Raw genomic sequence first — 18,590 nt, 5'->3', positions numbered from 1 at the left:
CTCGCCCTCGCAACGATCAGACCCGCATCCCGAGCCCGTGCAGCGCCTCGTGGACCGCGCCCTGCGCCTCCTCAGTCGTGAGCTGACCCGTGAGCCATCGTCCGGAGAGGCCCTCGACGAGGGCGGTCAGGATCAGCGCCGCGGGATCCGGATCGATCTCCGGCCGGGCCTCGAGAAGCAGCTCCCGCACCTCCCGCTGCCAATCGGCGGTGGATCGGGCGACCGCGGCGGCCCGATCCGCGTCGAACACGGCAGCGGCTCGCAACTCGTTCCACGCCGTCGACCCCGCGCGCACCTGCGGATCGTCGCCGAACTCCGAGCAGAGCAGTGCGGCGAGCCGGTCCGCCGGCGGAGGTGATTCGTTCCCGGCCGCCCCGGCCACGGCCTGCTCGGAGGCCGATTCCGCACGCCGCGCCGCGCTCTCGTTGACGTGGTCGAGGGCCGCCTGCAGCAGCCCGTCGCGGTCGCCGAAGTGATAGGCGAGCAGGCCGATCGAGACGCCTGCCTCGCGAGCCACATCGCCCATGCGGAAACCGCGGAGGCCTCCGCGCGCGATCACGCGTTCGCAGGCCTCGATGATGCGCTCACGGGTTTCCGCCGCCACGATCCCGCCCTTTCTCCGACTGATCGGCGCGGGCCACTTGACACCCGGTCGATCACAACTGAAACTATTTTCAGGATACGGCGCTCTGCCGTTCGCGGCAATGGCCGCGCATCCGAAGAATCGAAAGAAGCGAGGGATCCATGGGTGACCGCACCGAGGCGTACGAAGCGGGGGCCGCGACTCCGGAGGCGTTCGAGTTGATCGAGGCGGGCATCGATGATGTGCTCGGCGCACTGCGCCGCGGCGAGATCACGAGCACCTGGCTCACCGAGCGCTACCTGGCCCGCATCGAGGTCTACGACCGCGGCGAGAACGGCCTCAACGCGATCGTGGTGCCCAACCCGCGGGCGCTGGAGGAGGCCGCTGAATCCGACCGCCGCTGGGCAGCCGGGGAGCAGCGGCCGCTCGAGGGCGTGCCGTTCACAGTGAAGGACTCGTACATGGTCGAGGGTCTCACGGTGGCTTCGGGATCGCCGGCGTTCAAGAATCTCGTGGCGCAGTGGGACGCGTTCTCGGTCGCGAAGCTGCGCGAGGCCGGAGCGGTGCTGATCGGCAAGACCAACATGCCGCCGATGGCCGACGGCGGCATGCAGCGAGGCGTGTACGGCCGCGCCGAGAGCCCCTACAACCGCGACTACCTCGCCGCGGCGTACGCCTCGGGGTCGTCGAACGGCTCGGGCGTCTCGACCGCTGCCAACCTCGCCGTCTTCGGCATGGGCGAGGAGACGGTGTCGAGCGGCCGCAGCCCCGCCTCCAACAACGCTCTCTGCGCGTACACGCCCAGTTGGGGCGTGCTGTCGATCCGCGGCAACTGGCCCCTGTTCCCGGCGCGCGACGTGGTCGTGCCGCACACCCGTTCCATGCCAGACATGCTGCGCCTGCTCGACGTGCTCGTGCAGGACGACGAGATCACCCGCGGCGACTTCTGGCGCAACCAGAGCGTCGTCGAGCTGCCGAAGCCGAGCGAGCACCGGCCGGCCTCCTATCTCGAGGTCGCCGATCCCGGAGCCCTCGAGGGTAAGCGGTTCGCGGTTCCGCGGATGTACCTCGGTGAAGACCCGAACTTCCCGATCGCTGTGCGGCCCTCCGTGCTCGAGCTCTTCGCGGAGGCGAGGGCGCGTCTCGAATCGCTGGGCGCCGAGGTCGTGGTGACCGACTTCCCGCTCATCGAGCAGTACGAGGGCGCTCGGCCGGGCCAGGAGAACGTCGGAGCGCTCGGAGTGCTGCCCGAGGGGTGGATGGACACCGAGTTCACCGACTTCCTCGCCTTCGGCTGGGACGACTTCCTGAAGGCCAACGGCGATCCCGCGATCCCTGAGCTCGCGGTGGTGGATCCGGATCAGATCTTCCCGCAGCCTCCCGGTACGCTGCCCGACCGCTACGAGGAGGTCGAGGACTACGAGAACCGCTACCGCGAGACCGTGGCCTACGCGAAGCGGGGGATCCCGGACCCGCGCGAGCGCCCCGACTTCGCAGACGGTCTGCGCGCACTCGTGAGGCTGCGCGAGGATCTCTTCGAATCGTGGCTCGCCGAGAACGGCTTCGACGGGGTGGTGTTCCCCGCGAACGCCGATGTGGCCCGCGAGAACGCCGAGCGCGACATGGACGCGGCGGATCACGCCTGGTCGAACGGCGTGTTCTTCTCGAACGGCAACTACGCGCTGCGGCACCTCGGGATCCCGAGCGTCACGGTCGCGATGGGGATCATGAGCGACATCGGCATGCCCGTCGGCCTCACCTTCGCGGGCGCCGCCTACACCGACCCCGTGCTGCTCGGATATGCCGCGGCGTTCGAGGGCGGTGGATCCGGCAGCCTGCGCCGTCCGCCGGCCTCGACGCCGGCGCTCCCAGAAGACCGCGAGCTGCCCGGAGTCTGACCGAGGAGCGCCCGCCCCCCCTGAGCTTGTCGAAGGGGCGTCACGTGAGTTCGGCGACGATGGCCGGGAGCTCGTCCATCGACATGAAGACCGACGCGCCGAGCTCGCTCAACGCACCGGGCGGCACCAGCCCGCCGCCATAGCCGAGCACGTGCATCCCCGCAGCCAGTGCTGCCGTGGCGCCCGTGGGACTGTCTTCGACGGCGATGCACTGCTCCGGCGATAGCCCGAGGAGCTCCGCGGCGCGGAGATACACGTCGGGCTCGGGCTTCCCGTGCTCGACGTCGTCGACACTGACGACGCGGTCGTCGAAGTACGGCAGCAGGGATGTGACGGTGAGCGACGCTCGGAGCGCGTCCCTCGAACTGTTCGAAGCGACGGCTTTGGGGAGCGGAATGCTCTGCAGCGCCGCCTCCACTCCGTCGACCGCGGTGAGACGCTCGCTCATGGCCTGGGCGTACAGGTGGGAATAGGGTTCGCGCCAGTCATCGGGAAGCGGGCCGAGCACGGAGCGGAGCGCCTTCTCGTAGTCCCGCCCGGATTTGCCGACGAAACGAGTGGTGATCTCCTCGACGGTGGCCTCCCAGCCGAGTTCGCGGAATACCTGCTGGTCGATGGTGACGAAGAGTCTCTCGCTGTCGACGAGCACCCCGTCGCAGTCGAACACGATGGCTTCGATGATGAGCTCCTTCCCTCTCTGGGGGAATCTACTACTTGACCCGTTCCGCGGCACGGGGGAGTCCGCCGGGGCTCCTCGAGCCGTTCAGCCTCCCGCGGGCAGGTCGATGGGGCCCGTGACCGGTTCGAAGCGGTCGACGCTCGCTGCGAGCCTGCGCAACAGCACCGAGAGGCGGTCCCGTTCGGAACGGGCGAGCCCGCCGAGCAGGTGCTCTTCGGCGTCGCTCAGCCTGGTCATCGCGGCGTCGACGAGAGTGAGGCCGTTCGGGGTCATCTCGACGAGCACGCCTCGGCCATCGTTGGGGTCGGTGAGGCGGCGCACGAGGTTGCGCTCGACCATGCGGTCGATGCGGTTCGTCATCGTGCCGCTCGAGACCATGGTCTGCTGCACGAGCACCTTGGGGCTCTGCGTGAACGGGGATCCGCTGCGGCGCAGCACCGAGAGCACGTCGAACTCCCAGGAAGCGAGCCCGGAGCGCTCGAACGCGTGCGCGCGTGCGCGTTCGACGTGCTTGGCGATGCGCCACAGCCGCGAGAACACGGTCAACGGTGCAAGGTCGAGATCGGGGCGCTCACGCTCCCACGCGGCAATGATGCGATCGACCTCATCCTCTTGCTTCATCCCACCATTATCCCTGCTCGTGCCCGGGAAAGGGGTGAGCGGGCAGATCGGGTCGGCACGGCGGTGCAGCGCGGATCTGCCGTGCGGTACACGGAATCGCGTGTATCGGTGTGCTGCGCGGCAGATCTGCGCCGCAGGAGCCATCGCCGGGGCGGATTGGGCGCGGGACCTCCGACGATCTGGCAGACTTGTATGGTGCCCTCGCGGCACGATCCGCCTTGGTGTAATGGCAGCACGACAGCCTTTGGAGCTGTGAGGTCTAGGTTCGAACCCTAGGGGCGGAGCCCGCTCCGCCCTGCGCTCACAAGCGCAGACAGACATGAGGAGAAGCGCAGCTTCTCCGTTATGTTGGGAGCGGTGTTCCGATGCGGAGCATTGAAAGCCCGCTCTGCACTACCGGGTAAGGAAACATCACATGTCAGAACGCTCCCTAGCAGTTGTCATCCTCGCGGCGGGCCAGGGCACCCGTATGAAGTCGTCGCTGCCGAAGGTGCTTCACCGCATCGGGGGGCGCTCGCTCATCGCCCACGTGCTCGACACCGCGGCCGGCCTCTCTCCGCAGCGGGTGCTCGCGGTGGTGCGCCACGATCGGGAGCGGGTGGCCGAGGCGATCCTCGATCATGCCCCCGACACCGTGATCGTGGACCAGGACGAGATCCCGGGCACCGGCCGGGCGGTCGAGCAGGCGCTCGCCGCGCTTCCCGACGATTTCGAGGGTTCGGTCGTGGTGCTGTCCGGAGATGTGCCGCTCATCGACACCGCGACGCTGGATCGCCTGGTGCAGGGTCACCTCGAGGGTGGTCGGGCGATGACCATGCTCTCCGCCATCTTCGACAATCCGACGGGGCTCGGCCGCGTGCTCCGCGATGCGAGCGGCTCGGTCACCGGCATCGTCGAGGAGAAGGACGCGAGCGAGGCGCAGCGCCGCATCACCGAGATCAACGGGGGCATCTACGTGTTCGCTCGGCGCGCGCTCGAGGTCGCGCTCGCGCAGATCGACACGAACAACGCCCAGGGCGAGAAGTACCTCACCGACGCGGCGGCCCGTATCCTGTCGAGCGGCGGGGGAGTGGAGGCGGTCGCCACCGACGATCCCTGGATCATCGCGGGTGTCAATGACCGCGCCCAGCTGTCGGAGGCCGGTCGCGAGCTCAATCGCCGCATCGTGCGCGAGCACCAGCGGAACGGGGTCACCATTCAGGATCCGGCGACCACCTGGATCGACGCGGATGTCTCGATCGAGGCCGACGCCGAGATCCTGCCGGGCACCTTCCTGCACGGCGCCACGACGATCTCGGCGGGTGCGGTGATCGGCCCGGATACGACGCTGGTCGACTGCGAAGTGGGAGAGGGCGCGCGGATCCGGCGCAGCGAAGCCACCCTCGCCGTCTTCGGGCCGGAGGTGAGCGTCGGGCCGTTCTCGTACATCCGCCCCGGCACCGAACTCGGGACCGGCGGCAAGCTCGGCGCGTTCGTGGAGACGAAGAACGCGAAGATCGGCGAGGGCAGCAAGGTGCCGCATCTCAGCTATGTGGGAGACGCCGTGATCGGCGACGACAGCAACGTGGGGGCGGGCACCATCTTCGCCAACTACGACGGTGTGCAGAAGCACCAGTCGGTCGTGGGCAACGGTGTGCGCATCGGCTCGAAGAACGTGCTCATCGCTCCGGTTACCATTGAGGATGGCACGTACACGGCCGCCGGCACGGTCGTGCGAAAGGATGTCCCCTCGGGATCGCTGGCGCTCAACGTAGCGCCGCAGCGCAACCTCGAGGGGTGGGTGGCCGAGCACCGGCCCGGCACGAGTACCGCCCGCGCGGCGGAACTCGCACAGGAAACGCAACGAGCAAAGGACAGCGGGAAATAGTACCCATGAGCAAGATCGAGATGGCGGGGCAGAAGAAGCTTGTCCTCATCACGGGCCGGGCGTATCCCGAGCTCGCCGAGCAGGTGGCCGCTGAACTCGGCGCCGAACTCGTTCCGACCGACGCGCGCACCTTCGCCAACGGCGAGCTGTACGCCCGATTCGACGAGAGCGTTCGCGGCGCCGACGCGTTCGTGATCCAGTCGCACACCAACCCCATCAACGAGTGGCTCATGGAGCAGCTCATCATGGTCGACGCGCTCAAGCGCGCCTCGGCGAAGCGCATCACCGTGGTGGCGCCCTTCTACCCCTATTCCCGCCAGGACAAGAAGGGGCGCGGGCGCGAGCCCATCTCGGCGCGCCTCGTCGCCGACCTCTTCAAGGCCGCGGGGGCTGACCGCATCATGTCGGTGGATCTGCACGCTCCGCAGATCCAGGGCTTCTTCGACGGCCCCGTCGATCACCTTTTTGCGATGCCGGTGCTGCTCGATCACTTCAAGAAGACGATCGATCGTGATGACCTCACCGTCGTCTCGCCCGACATGGGGCGCGTGCGCGTCGCCGACGTGTGGAGCGACCGGCTCGACGCTCCGCTGGCGATCATCCACAAGCGCCGCGATCCGCTCGTGCCGAACCAGGTCTCGGTGCATGAGATCGTCGGCGAGGTGAAGGATCGCTGGTGTGTCGTGGTCGACGACATGATCGACACGGGCGGCACGATCGCGAAGGCTGCCGGGGCGCTGAAGGAGGCCGGTGCGCGCGGCGTCACGATCGCCTGCACGCACGCGATCTTCTCGGGCAAGGCGACCGAGCACCTCTCGCAGGACTTCATCGATCAGGTGGTCGTGACCGACACCCTGCCCGTCGGGCCCGAGAAGCAGTTCGACAAGCTCACCGTGCTGCCCATCGCTCCGCTGCTCGCGAAGGCGATCCACGAGGTCTTCGAGGACGGCTCGGTCACGAGCATGTTCGAGGGCGCGGCCTGACAGCAAAACGCGGCAGCGTTTTGCCAGGCCGCGGTGGCCCCACAGGGCCAGCCTACGGAGCGAAGCGCGGGGTGGCGGCCTGATAGTCCGCAGGACCGGAAACGGGTGTGGCCCGGAAGCGAACGCTTCCGGGCCACACCCGTTTCTATGTGATCAGAGCTTCTCGTCGACCACGTCGATCATCTCGGTGCCGTAGGCGCCGGGCTCGGTGCCGTGTCCGATCTGCCGGTATACCTGGGGGTTGCGGGAGCGGAGAACGAGGCCCCACACCACGCCGATGATGCCCGCGGCGAAGATGAGGCCGGGCAGGATGAAGGTGGTCGCGTCGGGCTTCTCCTGATCGAGCATGAGCTGGAAGTTCGCGAGGATCATGATGAAGACCCAGAGCAGCGCGAGCCCCGAGATCACGGGCGAGATGACCGTGGTCCACAGGCTGAGATCGTGGCGATTCTTGCGGAAGAAGCCGATGACGGCCGCCGCGATCACCGCCATGAGCAGCACGAGAGCCGCGGCTCCGGTGTTGGTGAGCCAGGTGAACATCGTGAGCACCGGGTAGAGGAAGGCCATGTCGCCGAGCATCGCCTCGGCGCCGCCGAAGGCGTCGCCCGCGAGGGCGAAGCCGATCACCACGACGAGCGCGATGACGGTCTGCGCGACGGAGCCGGCCCAAGGGGCGCCGGCCTTGCTCGTGTGCCCGAACCAGGCGGGCAGCACGCCCTCGCGTCCCAGCGAGAAGAAGTAGCGCGCGACCGCGTTGTGGAACGACTGGAGGGATGCGAAGAGGCTCGTGATGAAGAGCAGGGTCATGATGTCCGCGAAGATGACGCCCGTGTGCTCACCCATGAAGATGAACATGAGGTCGGGGCCGAACTCCTGCGACTGGGCGACGATCTGCGACGGCCCGATGCCGACCGAGAACGCCCAGGCGCTGATGGCGTAGAAGACGCCGATGATCGCGACCGCCGCGTAGGTGGCGCGGGGCACGGTGCGCTTCGGATCCTTCGCCTCCTCGCCGTAGATCGCGGCGCCCTCGAAACCCATGAACGCCGCGACGCCGAACACGAGGATGATGCCGAGCGACGGGCCGAAGAGCGCCGACGGGTCGAGCGTAGCGGCGGTGACGCCCTCGGGTGCGACGTTCAGCGAGACGATGTCGAAGACGATGACCACGAGGAACTCGAGGCCGACCAGCAGTCCGAGCACCTTGGCCGAGAGATCGACGCGGTTCACGCCGAGCACGCCGACCACAACGATGCAGAGCAGGATCCACAGCCACCACGGCGATGAGAATCCGAACTTGGCCTCGAGGAACATGGAGAGCTGGAAGCCGAAGAGCCCGTAAATGCCCACCTGCATCGCGTTGTAGGCGACGAGCGCGATGAGGGAGGCGCCGACCCCGACCGGGCGGCCGAGGCCGCGGGAAATGTAGGCGTAGAACGCGCCGGCGTTGGTGATGAACCGTCCCATCGCCGTGTAGCCGACGGCGAAGACGGTCAGGATGATCGCGATGAGCAGGAAGCCGAGGGGTACACCGAGCGATTCGGTGACCGCGAACGACGTGGTGACGCCGCCGGCGACGACGGTGAGCGGCGCCGAGGCCGCGATGATCATGAAGGTGATGGCGGGAACGCCGAGCGTGCGGCGACTGAGACCCGGGTCGTGGACCTCTGCTGTCGGTGCTGATGTGGTCATGCGGGTTTCCTCTCGGAATGGCTGCGTTGCCGGACGCGCCCGTGGGGCGCCGGAGGCGTGTTCGTGATGAGTCTATGAACCGGTCGCTGGAGAGCGAAGCCCGAGGCTGTGCTCTGGGCGCACGGGGCTTGAGGATGAGCGCACGGCTATCCATATGGATAATTCGGTGACCGGCCGGCTGGGCCGCTTGTTCACCGGTGCCCGTCGTGACTCCGGGCGCGGATCCCGAGCCGATCCTTGACTGAGAGCGACGGCGGGGCTCCGTGCCCGCCCCCGCCTCCCGCCGCCGTGTTAAGAAGTCAGCATGAATGACATCTCTCAGAACCAATTGGCCCGGAACAAGCTCGGCGTCTCGTCGATCGTGTTCCTCGTCCTCGCCGCGGTCGCGCCCGTCACGGTCGCGATCGTCGTGCTGCCCCTCGCGATCTCCTTCGGCAACGGCGGCGGCACACCGGTCGCGGTGATCCTCGTCGCGATCGCCCTGCTGCTCTTCGCGGTGGGCTACGCCCAGATGACCAAGGAACTCACCAACGCCGGAGGGTTCTACGCGATCGCGGTGAAAGGGCTCGGCAGGGCCGCCGGGCTCATCACCGGCCTCATCGCCACGATCGGGTACAACGTCTTCGTCGCGGGAGCCCTCGGCACCATCGGCTTCTTCACCGGGGCGGTGGCGCTGCCCATGATCTTCGGCGTGGAGCTGCACTGGTACCTGTGCGGGTTCGTGCTCTGCATCGTGGTCTTCCTGCTCGCCCGCTCGGGCATCCACGTCAGTGCCGTCGTGCTCGCGATCGCCCTGGTGCTCGAGATCCTGCTCATCCTCGTCTTCGGGTTCTCGGTGCTCTTCACGACCGGGTTCGACTTCCAGGCGTTCACCCTCGCCTTCAGCCCGGAGATCCTGGTCGGAGGATCGGTCTGGATCGCGCTGCTGCTCGTCGCGACTGCGTTCATCGGATTCGAGGCCACCGCCCTCTTCGGAGAGGAGGCTCGCGAGCCTCGCAAGACGATTCCGCGGGCGACCTACGTCGCCATCATCCTCATCGGCGCGCTGCACGCATTCGGCGCGTGGGCGATCGTGAGCGCGCTCGGGGTCTTCGACGCGCAGCAGGCGGGTCTCGACCACCTCGACGGCGGCGACCTCACCCTCGTGCTCATGGATCAGTACCTCGGACCGGTGATGGGGATCGTCGCGGTCGTGCTGCTCGTGGTCAGCCTCTTCGCGGCGCAGCTCGCCTTCCACAACTCGGCGGCTCGATACCTGTACGCGCTGGGCCGCGCGGGCGTGCTGACGAGCTGGCTCGCGAAGACCAATGCGAAGGGGGCGCCGCAGCGCGGGCTCGCGGTGAACCTCGTCTTCGCCCTCGTGATCGCGGGCATCTTCGCGATCTTCGTCGAGACCGACCCCGAGGGCAATCCGCTGCCCCCCGTCGCCACGCTCGTGCCGGTCGGCCTCGGCTTCGGCACGCTCTCGATCATGATCGTGCAGGCCATCGCCGCGCTCGCGGTGCTGGTGTACTTCCGGCGTCAGCGCGATCCGCGGATCCTGAGCACGTTCGTCGCTCCGGGCCTCGGATTCCTCGCCCTGCTGCTCTTCAGCATCATGGCGATCGTCAACTTCGATCTGGTCGCCGGCTCGAGTGCGCTGTACGTGCTCATGCTGCCGTGGGTGCTCGTGCTCGCGGTGATCGGCGGTCTGATCTACGCGCGCTACCTGAAGGCGCGGCGGCCCGAGACCTACGAGCGGCTGACGCAGGATCTCGAGAACTTCGACGAGCTGGAGGGATCGGAGGCGTAGCGCTCAGGCCTGTCTCTGCGGGCCGCGTTCGCCGCGAGCTGTGCTCAGTTCGCGGCGAACGCGGCCCGCACCTCGTCATGGGGCAGTGCGAAGCTCGCGTGTCCGTCTCGCCCCACGGTGTCCCGGGCGGCGACGAGTGCGTTGAGCACCGCCTCCTCGGTGGCCTCGACCACCGCGGCGTACAGGGGATCGATGCGCCCCCACGCCACGTGCGAGAGCTGTTCGACCACCGGCCCGGTCTCCGACATGCGCGACCCGAGAGATCCCTCGTTCGCGGTCGAGAACGCGAGGAAGATGTCGCCCGAGAAATGGCTGCCCGTCGTGCCCGTGCGGGCGAGACCGAGCGGCACACGGCGGGCGAGGGCTTCGCACTGATCGGGGAGCAGCGGCGCGTCGGTCGCGACGATCACGATGACACTGCCGGCTCCCGGCACCGCGCGAGAACCGGGGAGCTCGCGGTCGAACCAGTCGCTCGTCTCCATGGGGTTGGGGGCCTGCGACTCGCGGCCGAGCGGCCGACCGGCGACCTTGAGCTCGCTTCGGGACCCGAAGTTCGCCTGCAGCAGCACGCCGACCGTGTACGACTCCTCGCCGATCCGCGCTTCGCGCGAGGCCGTGCCCGTGCCGCCCTTGAATCCGTAGCAGTTCATGCCGGTGCCGCCCCCGACGTTGCCCTCCGGGAGCGGCCCGCCGGAGGCCGCGTCGAGCGCTGCCTCGGCGTGTTCGGGGCGCACGATATCGGCGTTGATCGAGTTGAGGTAGCCGTCCCAGGTCTCGCCGACCACCGGCAGCATCCAGGCAGCGGCGACCGCGGGGTGATGAAGAGCCATCCATCGGTCGATGCCGCGGTGCACCGCGCCGACGGCGTGCGAGTTGGTGATCGCGATGGGGGCCTGCAGCTGGCCGGATTCCTCGATCCAGCTGCGCCCCGTGAGCTCGCCATTGCCGTTGAGCACCGCGATTCCGGCAGCGCAGGGGAGCCCGGCTCGGTCGCGACCGCGCGGCAGGACGGCGGTGACCCCGGTGCGGGCGACGGCGGGGGATTCGCCGGTCAGCGTCACGAAGCCCACTTCGACACCCGGCACGTCGGTGATCGCGTTCAGCGGACCCGGAGTGCCGTCGAATGGGATGCCGAGGTCGCGAGCGCGCGGCGCGTCCTGCGGTCGGTCGGTCGAGGACATCCCCGGATCCGAGATATTGAACATTGTTTAATCCTTCCTTCTGTTACTACACTACATTTCTAGGGCTTGAGCCGCACTGATTCGATCGGTGTTCGACAATCCCGGGGGTTCCGAAGACGAAGGGGTCGAAATGTCAGCAACATCCACCACGGTAACGGCGAAGGGCGGCGAGCTCGCCTCCGGAAGGCTGGGCACCTGGGACATCGTCTTCTTCGTGATCTCCGCCGCGGCTCCGCTCACGGTGATCGTCAGCGGGGCGATCACCTCCTTCCGCATGGGAGGCATCGGCGCTCCGGGCGCGATCCTCTTCTCGGGCGCCGTGCTCATCTGCTTCGCATTCGGATTCACGGCGATGTCCCAGAGCGTGCGCAACGCCGGGGCCTTCTACGCGTACGTCTCGCGCGGACTCGGTAAGCCGGCCGGCCTCGCAGTCTCCTCGGTGACCGTGTTCGCCTATGTCGCCCTCGTCACCTGCTTCTACGGCTTCATCGGCTTCTTCGCCGAGTTCACCTTCGCCGAGCTCTTCGGGCTCGAACTCCACTGGGGCGTCTACTCGATCGGCGCGGTGCTCGTCGTAGGCGTGCTCGGCTACAACAAGGTCGACGTGGGCGCGAAGGTTCTCGCGGTGCTGCTCACGCTCGAGGTGGCGATCCTGCTCGTACTCGCCGCCGCAGTGCTCATCGACGGCGGACCCGAGCCCGCGAGCCTCGCCTCCTTCGACCCGCAGAACGTGTTCTTCGCGCCAGGCGCGGGGGCGCTCTTCGTGATCGGATTCGGCGCCTACCTCGGATTCGAGAGCACCGCGATCTACGCGGAGGAGGCGAAGCGGCCCGAGCGCACCGTGCCGCGCGCGACGATCATCGCGATCGCGTTCCTGGGCATCTTCTACGCCTTCACCTTCTGGATCCTCACCCTCGCATTCGGCGTCGACGGACTCATCGAGCTGGCACGCAGTGACGCCTTCGAAACGCTCGTCATCGAGGGCACGGGCGACTACGCCGGCGCCTGGGCCGCCTTCGTCATGAAGATCCTCATCGTCACGAGCTTCTTCGCCTGCGTGCTGGCCTTCCACAACGCGTGCACTCGATACCTCTTCTCGCTCGGGCGCGAGGGTCTCCTGCCGCGAGTCCTCGGCCGCTCCAGCGTGCGCAGCCAGTCGCCTGCGGTCGCGAGCATCGCGCTCTCGGCAGTCTCGCTCCTCGCCGTGGTGATCGCGCTGCTGCTGCAGGCGGATCCGTTCCTCGGGCTCGCGATCTGGACCTACGCGACCGGTGTGCAGGGACTCGTCTTCGCCCAGGCGATCACCGCGGTCGCGGTGGTCTGGTACTTCGTGAGGGATCGCCGGGGGCACAGCGTCTGGCGGGTCATCATCGCGCCTGCGATCGGTGCGGTGGGCCTGCTGATCGGCTACTTCCTCATCGTCACCAACTTCGAGGTGGTCACCGGGCTCGAGGGGGCGATCAACCAGGTGCTTCTCCTGCCGACGCCGATCCTGTTCATCGGAGGCATCATCGTGGGGCTCGTGCTCAAGAAGCGCAAGCCGGCCTACTATGCGAGCCTCACCGAGTCGGTGAAGGTCGTGGCCGCCGAGTAGGGAGGACGGTCCGGGCGGCTCCCGGGCCCGGGGGCCGCCCGCTAGGCTGAGACCATGAACGCGACCGCGCGCCGCCGGCACGAACGCCGCGAAGACATCATCCGGGCGTTCTGGAGGGTCGCCCGATCCCACCCCCGCAAACCCGTGAACGTGCGCTCGGTCGCCGCAGAGGCGCAGATGAGCCCGGCGAACGTGCTGCACTACTTCTCCAGCCTCAACGAGCTGCAGATCACCGCGCTCGCGGGGGCGATGGAGCAGTTCAGCGAACAGCGTCAACGCATCATCGATCGACCGGAGAGCGCGACGGCGCGGATCTACGCTCTCATCGAAGCGGGAGTCCCCGACGAGATCAGCGACGAACTGCGCTATGTCTACGAGAGCGTGCCGATCCTCGCCGAGCACCCCGAGTACCTGCCCGCGCACCGCGCCCTCACCGAGCGCCAGATCATGCTCTACCGCACCCTCATCGAGATCGGCGCGGGCACGGGGGAGTTCACCCTCGCCTCGCCCCCGGGTATCATCGCCCGCAACCTCGTCGCGCTCGAGGACGCCTACGATCTCTACCCCCTCGTGGGCGATCGGACGCCGAGGGAGGAGTGCCGCGCCGCGGTGCGCAGCTACGCGGAGCTCGCACTCGGGATCCCACCGCGGTAGCGCCGGGCGGCTGGGGAGCTCGGAGCCGATGAACGACGAGGGGCTCGGACGCATTGCGCGCCCGAGCCCCTCGAAGGATCGTCCTAGAGCGTCTCGCCGAGCTTGAAGCCCTTCACGTCGTCGCCCTCGCGGGTGTACGAGAAGCCGTCGGCGCCGATGGTCACGGCCATCTCGCTGTCGTCGGTGCGCTTCACGACCGGCTGCGGGTTGCCGTCGAGATCGAGCACGAGCGAGCCGTCGGTGTACCACGAGGGCACGACCGGGTTGCCCCACCAGTCGCGGCGCTGGTTGTCGTGCACGTCCCAGGTGACGACCGGGTTGTCGGGGTCGCCGGTGTAGTAGTCCTGGGTGTAGACCTCGACGCGGTGGCCGTCGGGATCGCGCAGGTACAGGTAGAACGCGTTCGAGACGCCGTGGCGGCCGGGGCCGCGCTCGATGCTGTCCGACTTGCGCAGCGAGCCGAGCTTGTCGCAGATCGCGAGGATGTTGTGCTTCTCGTGGGTCGCGAAGCACACGTGATGCATGCGGGGGCCGTCGCCGCCGGTCATGGCGGTGTCGTGCACGGTGGGCTTGCGGCGCATCCACGCCGCGTAGACGGTGCCCTCGTTGTCCTGGATGTCCTCGGTCACGCGGAACCCGAGGTTCTGCATGTAGCCGACGGCGCGCGGCACATCCGGGGTGATCTGGTTGAAGTGGTCGAGACGCACGAGCTCGCCCGGGATGTGCAGGTCGTAGCGCCACGACATGCGCTCGGTGTGCTCGGTCTGGTAGAAGAACTCGTAGGGGAAGCCGAGCGGATCGATGACGCGCACCGAGTCGCCGATGCCCTTCACGAAGCCGTTCTCGTTGCGACGCACCTCGCATCCCAGCTCGGTGAAGAACGCCACGGCCTTGTCGAGATCCTCGGGGGTGCGCACGCGGTACGAGAATGCGGCGACCGCGGCCACGGGCCCCTTGCGGAGCACGAGGTTGTGGTGGATGAACTCCTCCGTCGAGCGCAGGTAGATCGCCTCGTCGTCCTCGGTGGTCACGTAGAGACCGAGCACGTCGACGTAGAACTCGCGCGAGGCGGCGAGGTCGGTGACGATGAGCTCCATGTACGCGCAGCGCAGGATGTCGGGCGCGGGGGAGGTCGCCGTCGGGATCGGGTTGTCGGAGACGATCGGGGCCTCCTTGGTGACCCAGAAGCCCGCGGACTGCTTATCTTCTTCGTTCAGTTTTGCCATGATGTTGCTTCCTTGCAGTGTGATGGAGAGTGAGGGCTGCCTCAGTTCCCGGCGCCGAAGCGGGGGAAGTGCGCGGTGCCCAGCGTGATGTGCACGGCCTGCTGATCGGTGTAGAAGTCGATCGAGCGGTAACCACCCTCGTGGCCGAGGCCCGATGCCTTCACACCGCCGAAGGGGGTGCGCAGGTCGCGCAGGTTGTTCGAGTTAAGCCACACCATGCCGGCCTCGACCGCGTGCGCGAAGTTGTGCGCGCGCTTGAGGTCGGAGGTCCAGATGTAGGCCGCGAGGCCGTACTTGGTGTTGTTGGCGAGCTCGAGCGCCTCCTCCTCGGTGTCGAAGGGGGTGATCGCAACCACGGGGCCGAAGATCTCCTCCTGGAAGATGCGGGCGTCGGGCGCGACGTCGGCGAAGGCGGTCGGGGCGACGAAGTTGCCCTCGGGGAAGCCCTCGGGGCGCCCGCCGCCGGCGATGAGACGGCCCTCGCTCTTGCCGATCTCGACGTAGCTCATGACCTTCTCGTAGTGCTCGGGGTGCACGATCGCGCCCACCTCGGTCTTGGGATCCGAGGGGAGGCCCACCACGATGTTCTTGGTGCGCTCGGCGTAGCGCTCGACGAACTCGTCGTAGATGCCGCGCTGCACGAGGATGCGGCTGCCCGCGGTGCACCGCTCGCCGTTCAGGCTGAACACGCCGAAGACGGTGGCGTCGAGGGCGGTGTCGAGATCCGCGTCGTCGAAGATGACCGCCGGGCTCTTGCCGCCGAGCTCCATGGAGAGGCCCTTGAGGAACGGCGCCGAGTTGCCGAAGATGATCTGGCCGGTGCGGCTCTCGCCGGTGAAGGAGATGAGGGGCACGTCGGGGTGCTTCACGAGCGAGTCGCCGGCCGACTCGCCGAAGCCGCCGACCAGGTTGAAGACGCCGTCGGGCACGCCGGCCTCGCGGAAGATCTCGCCCCACAGCGAAGCCGAGAGCGGGGTGAACTCCGCCGGCTTCAGCACGACGGTGTTCCCGGTCGCGAGTGCCGGGCCGAGCTTCCACGACTCGAGCATGAAGGGCGTGTTCCACGGGGTGATGAGGCCCGCGACGCCGATCGGCTTGCGGTTGACGTAGTTGATCTGCACGCCGGGCACCTTGAAGGTGTCGTCGTGCTGCGCCACGATGAGGTCGGCGAAGAAGCGGAAGTTCTCGGCCGCGCGGCGCGCCTGGCCCTTGGCCTGGGTGATGGGCAGGCCCGAGTCGAAGCTCTCGAACTGCGCGAGCTGCTCGTCGCGCGACTCGACGATATCGGCGACCTTGTGCAGGATGCGCGAGCGCTCGCGGGGCTTCATCTTCGGCCAGGGGCCCTCCTCGAACGCGCGCTTCGCTGCGGCGACCGCGAGGTCGATGTCGGCCTTCTGGCCCGATGCGGCCATGATGTAGGTCTCGTTGGTGACGGGGTTCAGAACCTCGAACTCCTCGCCTCCGACGGAGTCGACGTCCTTGCCGTCGATGAAGTGGCGGATCTTGTCTGGCAGCCCTGCGGGCTTCTCCTGGGTCATGTTTTCGCCTCCGGGGTTGGATTTGCGGTGGTGGGTGGAATGGAAAGTGGGTTCAGGCGGCAGGAATGCTCTGCCGCTCCGACGCGTGCTTGTGCTCGTCCGAGTGGGCGAGCACGGCCTCGAGCGTGGAGGTGCGGTGCGCTCTCGCCGCCATCTCGATGTCGAGCACATCCGCGCCGCTCTCGATGAGCTGCAGGATCCGCTCGTGCTCCTCGACCGATTCCTGCGCTCGTCCCGGCACGAAGCTGAAGGACGAGTTGCGGAGCACCTTCATGCGGTTCCAACCGCGGTGCACGAGGTCGAGGATGTGCGGGTTGGGGCAGGTTTCGAACAGCACGCTGTGGAACTCGAGGTTGAGTTCGGTGAAGCGCAATGGATCGAACGCGCTGAGCGACTCCCGCATGGTCTGGTTGACCGCCCGCGCGCGGGTGATCTGGTCGGCGGTGATGTAGGGCGCCGCGAGACCGGTGGCCGCTCCCTCGACGAGGGCGAGGGTCTGCATGGTGTGCAGATACTCGGTTTCCTTGACGAGGGAGACCTGGGCGCCGACGTTGCGCTCGAAGGTGACGAGCTGTTCCGCTTCGAGGCGGCGGATCGCCTCGCGCACGGGCACGACCGACATGTCGAGCTCGCTCGCGATGGTCGCGAGCACGAGACGGTATCCGGGCACGTACTGACCGCTGTCGATCCTGCTGCGGATCAGGCGGTACGCGCGCTCGGACTTGGACTCGGCGGCCATGGTTACGCCTGCGCTTCCTTCTCGGCGCGCTCGGCCTCGTAGCGGGCCTTCCACTCGGCGTTCATCGGGAACAGGCCGTCGACGGGGGCGCCCTTCGCCACCTGCTCCGCGACCCACGCGTCGGCCGCCTCCTGCGCGGCTGCCTCGCGGGCGACCTCCTCGAGCAGGAACGGCGGGATCACGATGACACCGTCGCGGTCGCCCATGATGATGTCGCCCGGCTGCACGGCCGCACCGCCGCAGGCGATGGTCACGTCGACCTCCCAGGGCACGTGCCGGCGGCCGAGCACGCTCGGGTGCGCACCCTGCGAGAACACGGGGATGTCGAACTCCTGCACGGCCGCGAAGTCGCGCACGCCGCCGTCGGTGACGATGCCGGCGGCGCCGCGGACCTGCGCGCGCAGCGCGAGCACGTCGCCCACGGTACCGGTGGAGGGGATGCCGCGGGCCTCGACCACCAGCACCTCGCCCTCGTTCACGGTGTCGAAGGCGCGCTTCTGCGCGTTGAACCCGCCGCCGTACTGCTTGAACAGGTCGGGTCGGAACGGGATGAAGCGCAGCGTCTTCGCCGTACCGAGGATCGTGTCTCCCTCGTGGTTCGGGTGCACGCCGTCGATGAAGATGTCGACGTAGCCGCGCTTGCGCAGGGCCGCCGACACGGTCGCGACGGCGACTCCGTCGAGGAGCTCGCGGATCTCGGCGGTGAGCGGGCCGGCTGCCGGACCGGACTCGTCGGCCGAGGAGGGCGCGTCGAGCGGGGTGGCGCGACCGGCCGCGGCCGCGGCTGCCTGCTCGGCCTCGCTGCCCCAGGCCTCGATGCGCTGCTTGTCGTCCACGGCGGGCCTGTTGCCGAAGTCGCCGAAGGCGTGCTCGCCCTGAGTGACGGTCGTGATGAGACGACCGGTGGTGGGGGCGCCAGGCGCGTTCGGCGCGTCGACCTCGACCTCGACCACGTCGCCGGGGATCACGACCGAGGAGCCGGCCGGGGTGCCGGTGAGGATCACATCGCCGGTCTCGAGGGTCATGTGCTGCGACAGGTCGGCGACGAGCTGCCCGAAGGGGAACTTCAGCGTGTCGCTGGTGTCGTTCTGCACCAGCTCGCCGTTCACCCAGGTGCGCACGCGCCACTGATCCTGTCCGATCCCCTCGGTGGAGATCGCGGCCGGGCCGATCGGGGTGTAGCCGTCGCCGCCCTTGTTGCGCACGTTCGAACCCTTGTCGGCCGCGCGCAGATCGTAGAGGCCGAAGTCATTGGCGGCGGTGACCTGCGCGACGTGCTTCCAGCCGTCCTCGGGGGAGACCCAGCGGGCGGGTTCGCCGATCACGAGCGCGACCTCGCCCTCGAACGCGAGCAGCTCGGTGCCGGCGGGGCGCTCGATCGTGCTGCCCGTGGGGGCCAGCGACGACGCCGGTTTGAAGAAGTAGGACGGGAACTGGGGCTCGCGGCCTCGCTGCGCGATCCGCGACGGATAGTTGAGGTGGACGGCAATGATCTTGCCGGGGGTCTCGATGCCCAGCTGCTCGATTCCGTATGTCATGGCTA

General features: G+C 68.1%; 15 protein-coding genes and 1 tRNA gene. 7 read left to right on the top strand and 9 right to left on the bottom strand.

The window, feature by feature from the left end; translation table 11 throughout:
* Positions 1 to 16: 16 nt before the first annotated feature.
* Positions 17 to 604, bottom strand: a complete 588-nt coding sequence (locus tag AC0KXF_RS08460; protein ID WP_473108759.1) for a TetR/AcrR family transcriptional regulator — start codon at positions 602 to 604, stop codon at positions 17 to 19.
* Positions 605 to 744: 140 nt separating this feature from the next.
* On the opposite strand from AC0KXF_RS08460, the gene AC0KXF_RS08455 reads away from it, so the two are divergent.
* Positions 745 to 2,481: an amidase gene (locus AC0KXF_RS08455; RefSeq protein ID WP_473108758.1), complete on the top strand. Its 1,737-nt coding sequence runs from the start codon at positions 745 to 747 to the stop codon at positions 2,479 to 2,481.
* A gap of 40 nt (positions 2,482 to 2,521) precedes the next feature.
* Here AC0KXF_RS08455 and AC0KXF_RS08450 read toward each other — a convergent pair whose 3' ends face one another.
* Both AC0KXF_RS08450 and AC0KXF_RS08445 read right to left on the bottom strand, forming a co-directional pair.
* A complete protein-coding gene (locus AC0KXF_RS08450) occupies positions 2,522 to 3,214 on the bottom strand; it encodes an HAD family hydrolase (RefSeq protein ID WP_473108757.1) in 693 nt (230 codons plus the stop codon).
* Between the two features lie 30 nt (positions 3,215 to 3,244).
* Positions 3,245 to 3,781 carry a MarR family winged helix-turn-helix transcriptional regulator gene (locus tag AC0KXF_RS08445; RefSeq protein ID WP_473108756.1) on the bottom strand — a complete coding sequence of 179 codons (537 nt, stop codon included), beginning with the start codon at positions 3,779 to 3,781 and terminating at the stop codon, positions 3,245 to 3,247.
* A 212-nt stretch (positions 3,782 to 3,993) separates the two neighbouring features.
* Here AC0KXF_RS08445 and AC0KXF_RS08440 point away from each other — a divergent pair.
* The 3 genes from AC0KXF_RS08440 (at position 3,994) to AC0KXF_RS08430 (ending at position 6,631) form a co-directional block, all read left to right on the top strand.
* Positions 3,994 to 4,065, top strand: a tRNA-Gln gene (locus AC0KXF_RS08440).
* 131 nt (positions 4,066 to 4,196) lie between these two features.
* On the top strand, positions 4,197 to 5,648 hold the full coding sequence (glmU, locus tag AC0KXF_RS08435; protein WP_473108755.1) for a bifunctional UDP-N-acetylglucosamine diphosphorylase/glucosamine-1-phosphate N-acetyltransferase GlmU: 1,452 nt from the start codon (positions 4,197 to 4,199) through the stop codon (positions 5,646 to 5,648).
* A 5-nt stretch (positions 5,649 to 5,653) separates the two neighbouring features.
* Positions 5,654 to 6,631: a ribose-phosphate diphosphokinase gene (locus AC0KXF_RS08430; RefSeq protein WP_223043459.1), complete on the top strand. Its 978-nt coding sequence runs from the start codon at positions 5,654 to 5,656 to the stop codon at positions 6,629 to 6,631.
* A gap of 153 nt (positions 6,632 to 6,784) precedes the next feature.
* Here the strand turns inward: AC0KXF_RS08430 and AC0KXF_RS08425 are convergent, their stop codons facing one another.
* Positions 6,785 to 8,323, bottom strand: coding sequence for an APC family permease (locus AC0KXF_RS08425; protein ID WP_473108754.1), 1,539 nt, complete (start codon positions 8,321 to 8,323; stop codon positions 6,785 to 6,787).
* A gap of 304 nt (positions 8,324 to 8,627) precedes the next feature.
* Here AC0KXF_RS08425 and AC0KXF_RS08420 point away from each other — a divergent pair, with 304 nt between their 5' ends.
* Entirely contained in the window at positions 8,628 to 10,115 is a 1,488-nt protein-coding gene (locus AC0KXF_RS08420) for an APC family permease (protein ID WP_473108753.1), read from the top strand.
* Positions 10,116 to 10,159: 44 nt separating this feature from the next.
* On the opposite strand, the gene AC0KXF_RS08415 is transcribed toward AC0KXF_RS08420, so the two are convergent.
* Entirely contained in the window at positions 10,160 to 11,320 is a 1,161-nt protein-coding gene (locus AC0KXF_RS08415; RefSeq protein WP_473108752.1) for a DmpA family aminopeptidase, read from the bottom strand.
* Positions 11,321 to 11,426: 106 nt separating this feature from the next.
* Between AC0KXF_RS08415 and AC0KXF_RS08410 the strand changes: the two genes are divergently transcribed.
* Both AC0KXF_RS08410 and AC0KXF_RS08405 read left to right on the top strand, forming a co-directional pair.
* Entirely contained in the window at positions 11,427 to 12,890 is a 1,464-nt protein-coding gene (locus AC0KXF_RS08410; protein ID WP_473108751.1) for an APC family permease, read from the top strand.
* 54 nt (positions 12,891 to 12,944) lie between these two features.
* On the top strand, positions 12,945 to 13,544 hold the full coding sequence (locus AC0KXF_RS08405) for a hypothetical protein (protein WP_223043464.1): 600 nt from the start codon (positions 12,945 to 12,947) through the stop codon (positions 13,542 to 13,544).
* Between the two features lie 83 nt (positions 13,545 to 13,627).
* Here the strand turns inward: AC0KXF_RS08405 and hpaD are convergent, their stop codons facing one another.
* From hpaD to AC0KXF_RS08385, 4 genes are read right to left on the bottom strand one after another with little or no spacing between them, the layout of a single operon-like run.
* Complete coding sequence (hpaD, locus tag AC0KXF_RS08400; RefSeq protein WP_223043465.1) at positions 13,628 to 14,770, bottom strand: 3,4-dihydroxyphenylacetate 2,3-dioxygenase; 1,143 nt, start codon at positions 14,768 to 14,770, stop codon at positions 13,628 to 13,630.
* A 41-nt stretch (positions 14,771 to 14,811) separates the two neighbouring features.
* Positions 14,812 to 16,308, bottom strand: coding sequence for a 5-carboxymethyl-2-hydroxymuconate semialdehyde dehydrogenase (gene hpaE / locus AC0KXF_RS08395; protein WP_473108750.1), 1,497 nt, complete (start codon positions 16,306 to 16,308; stop codon positions 14,812 to 14,814).
* Positions 16,309 to 16,360: 52 nt separating this feature from the next.
* Complete coding sequence (locus tag AC0KXF_RS08390) at positions 16,361 to 17,047, bottom strand: GntR family transcriptional regulator (RefSeq protein WP_473108749.1); 687 nt, start codon at positions 17,045 to 17,047, stop codon at positions 16,361 to 16,363.
* A 2-nt stretch (positions 17,048 to 17,049) separates the two neighbouring features.
* Positions 17,050 to 18,585 (bottom strand): fumarylacetoacetate hydrolase family protein, encoded by a 1,536-nt coding sequence (locus AC0KXF_RS08385; RefSeq protein ID WP_473108748.1) that lies wholly within the window; start codon positions 18,583 to 18,585, stop codon positions 17,050 to 17,052.
* Positions 18,586 to 18,590: the final 5 nt, after the last annotated feature.

The sequence above is a fragment of the Leucobacter holotrichiae genome, assembly GCF_055791005.1.
Note: the sequence above shows the minus strand (reverse complement) of the source record. Positions and strands in the feature narration are given on the sequence as shown.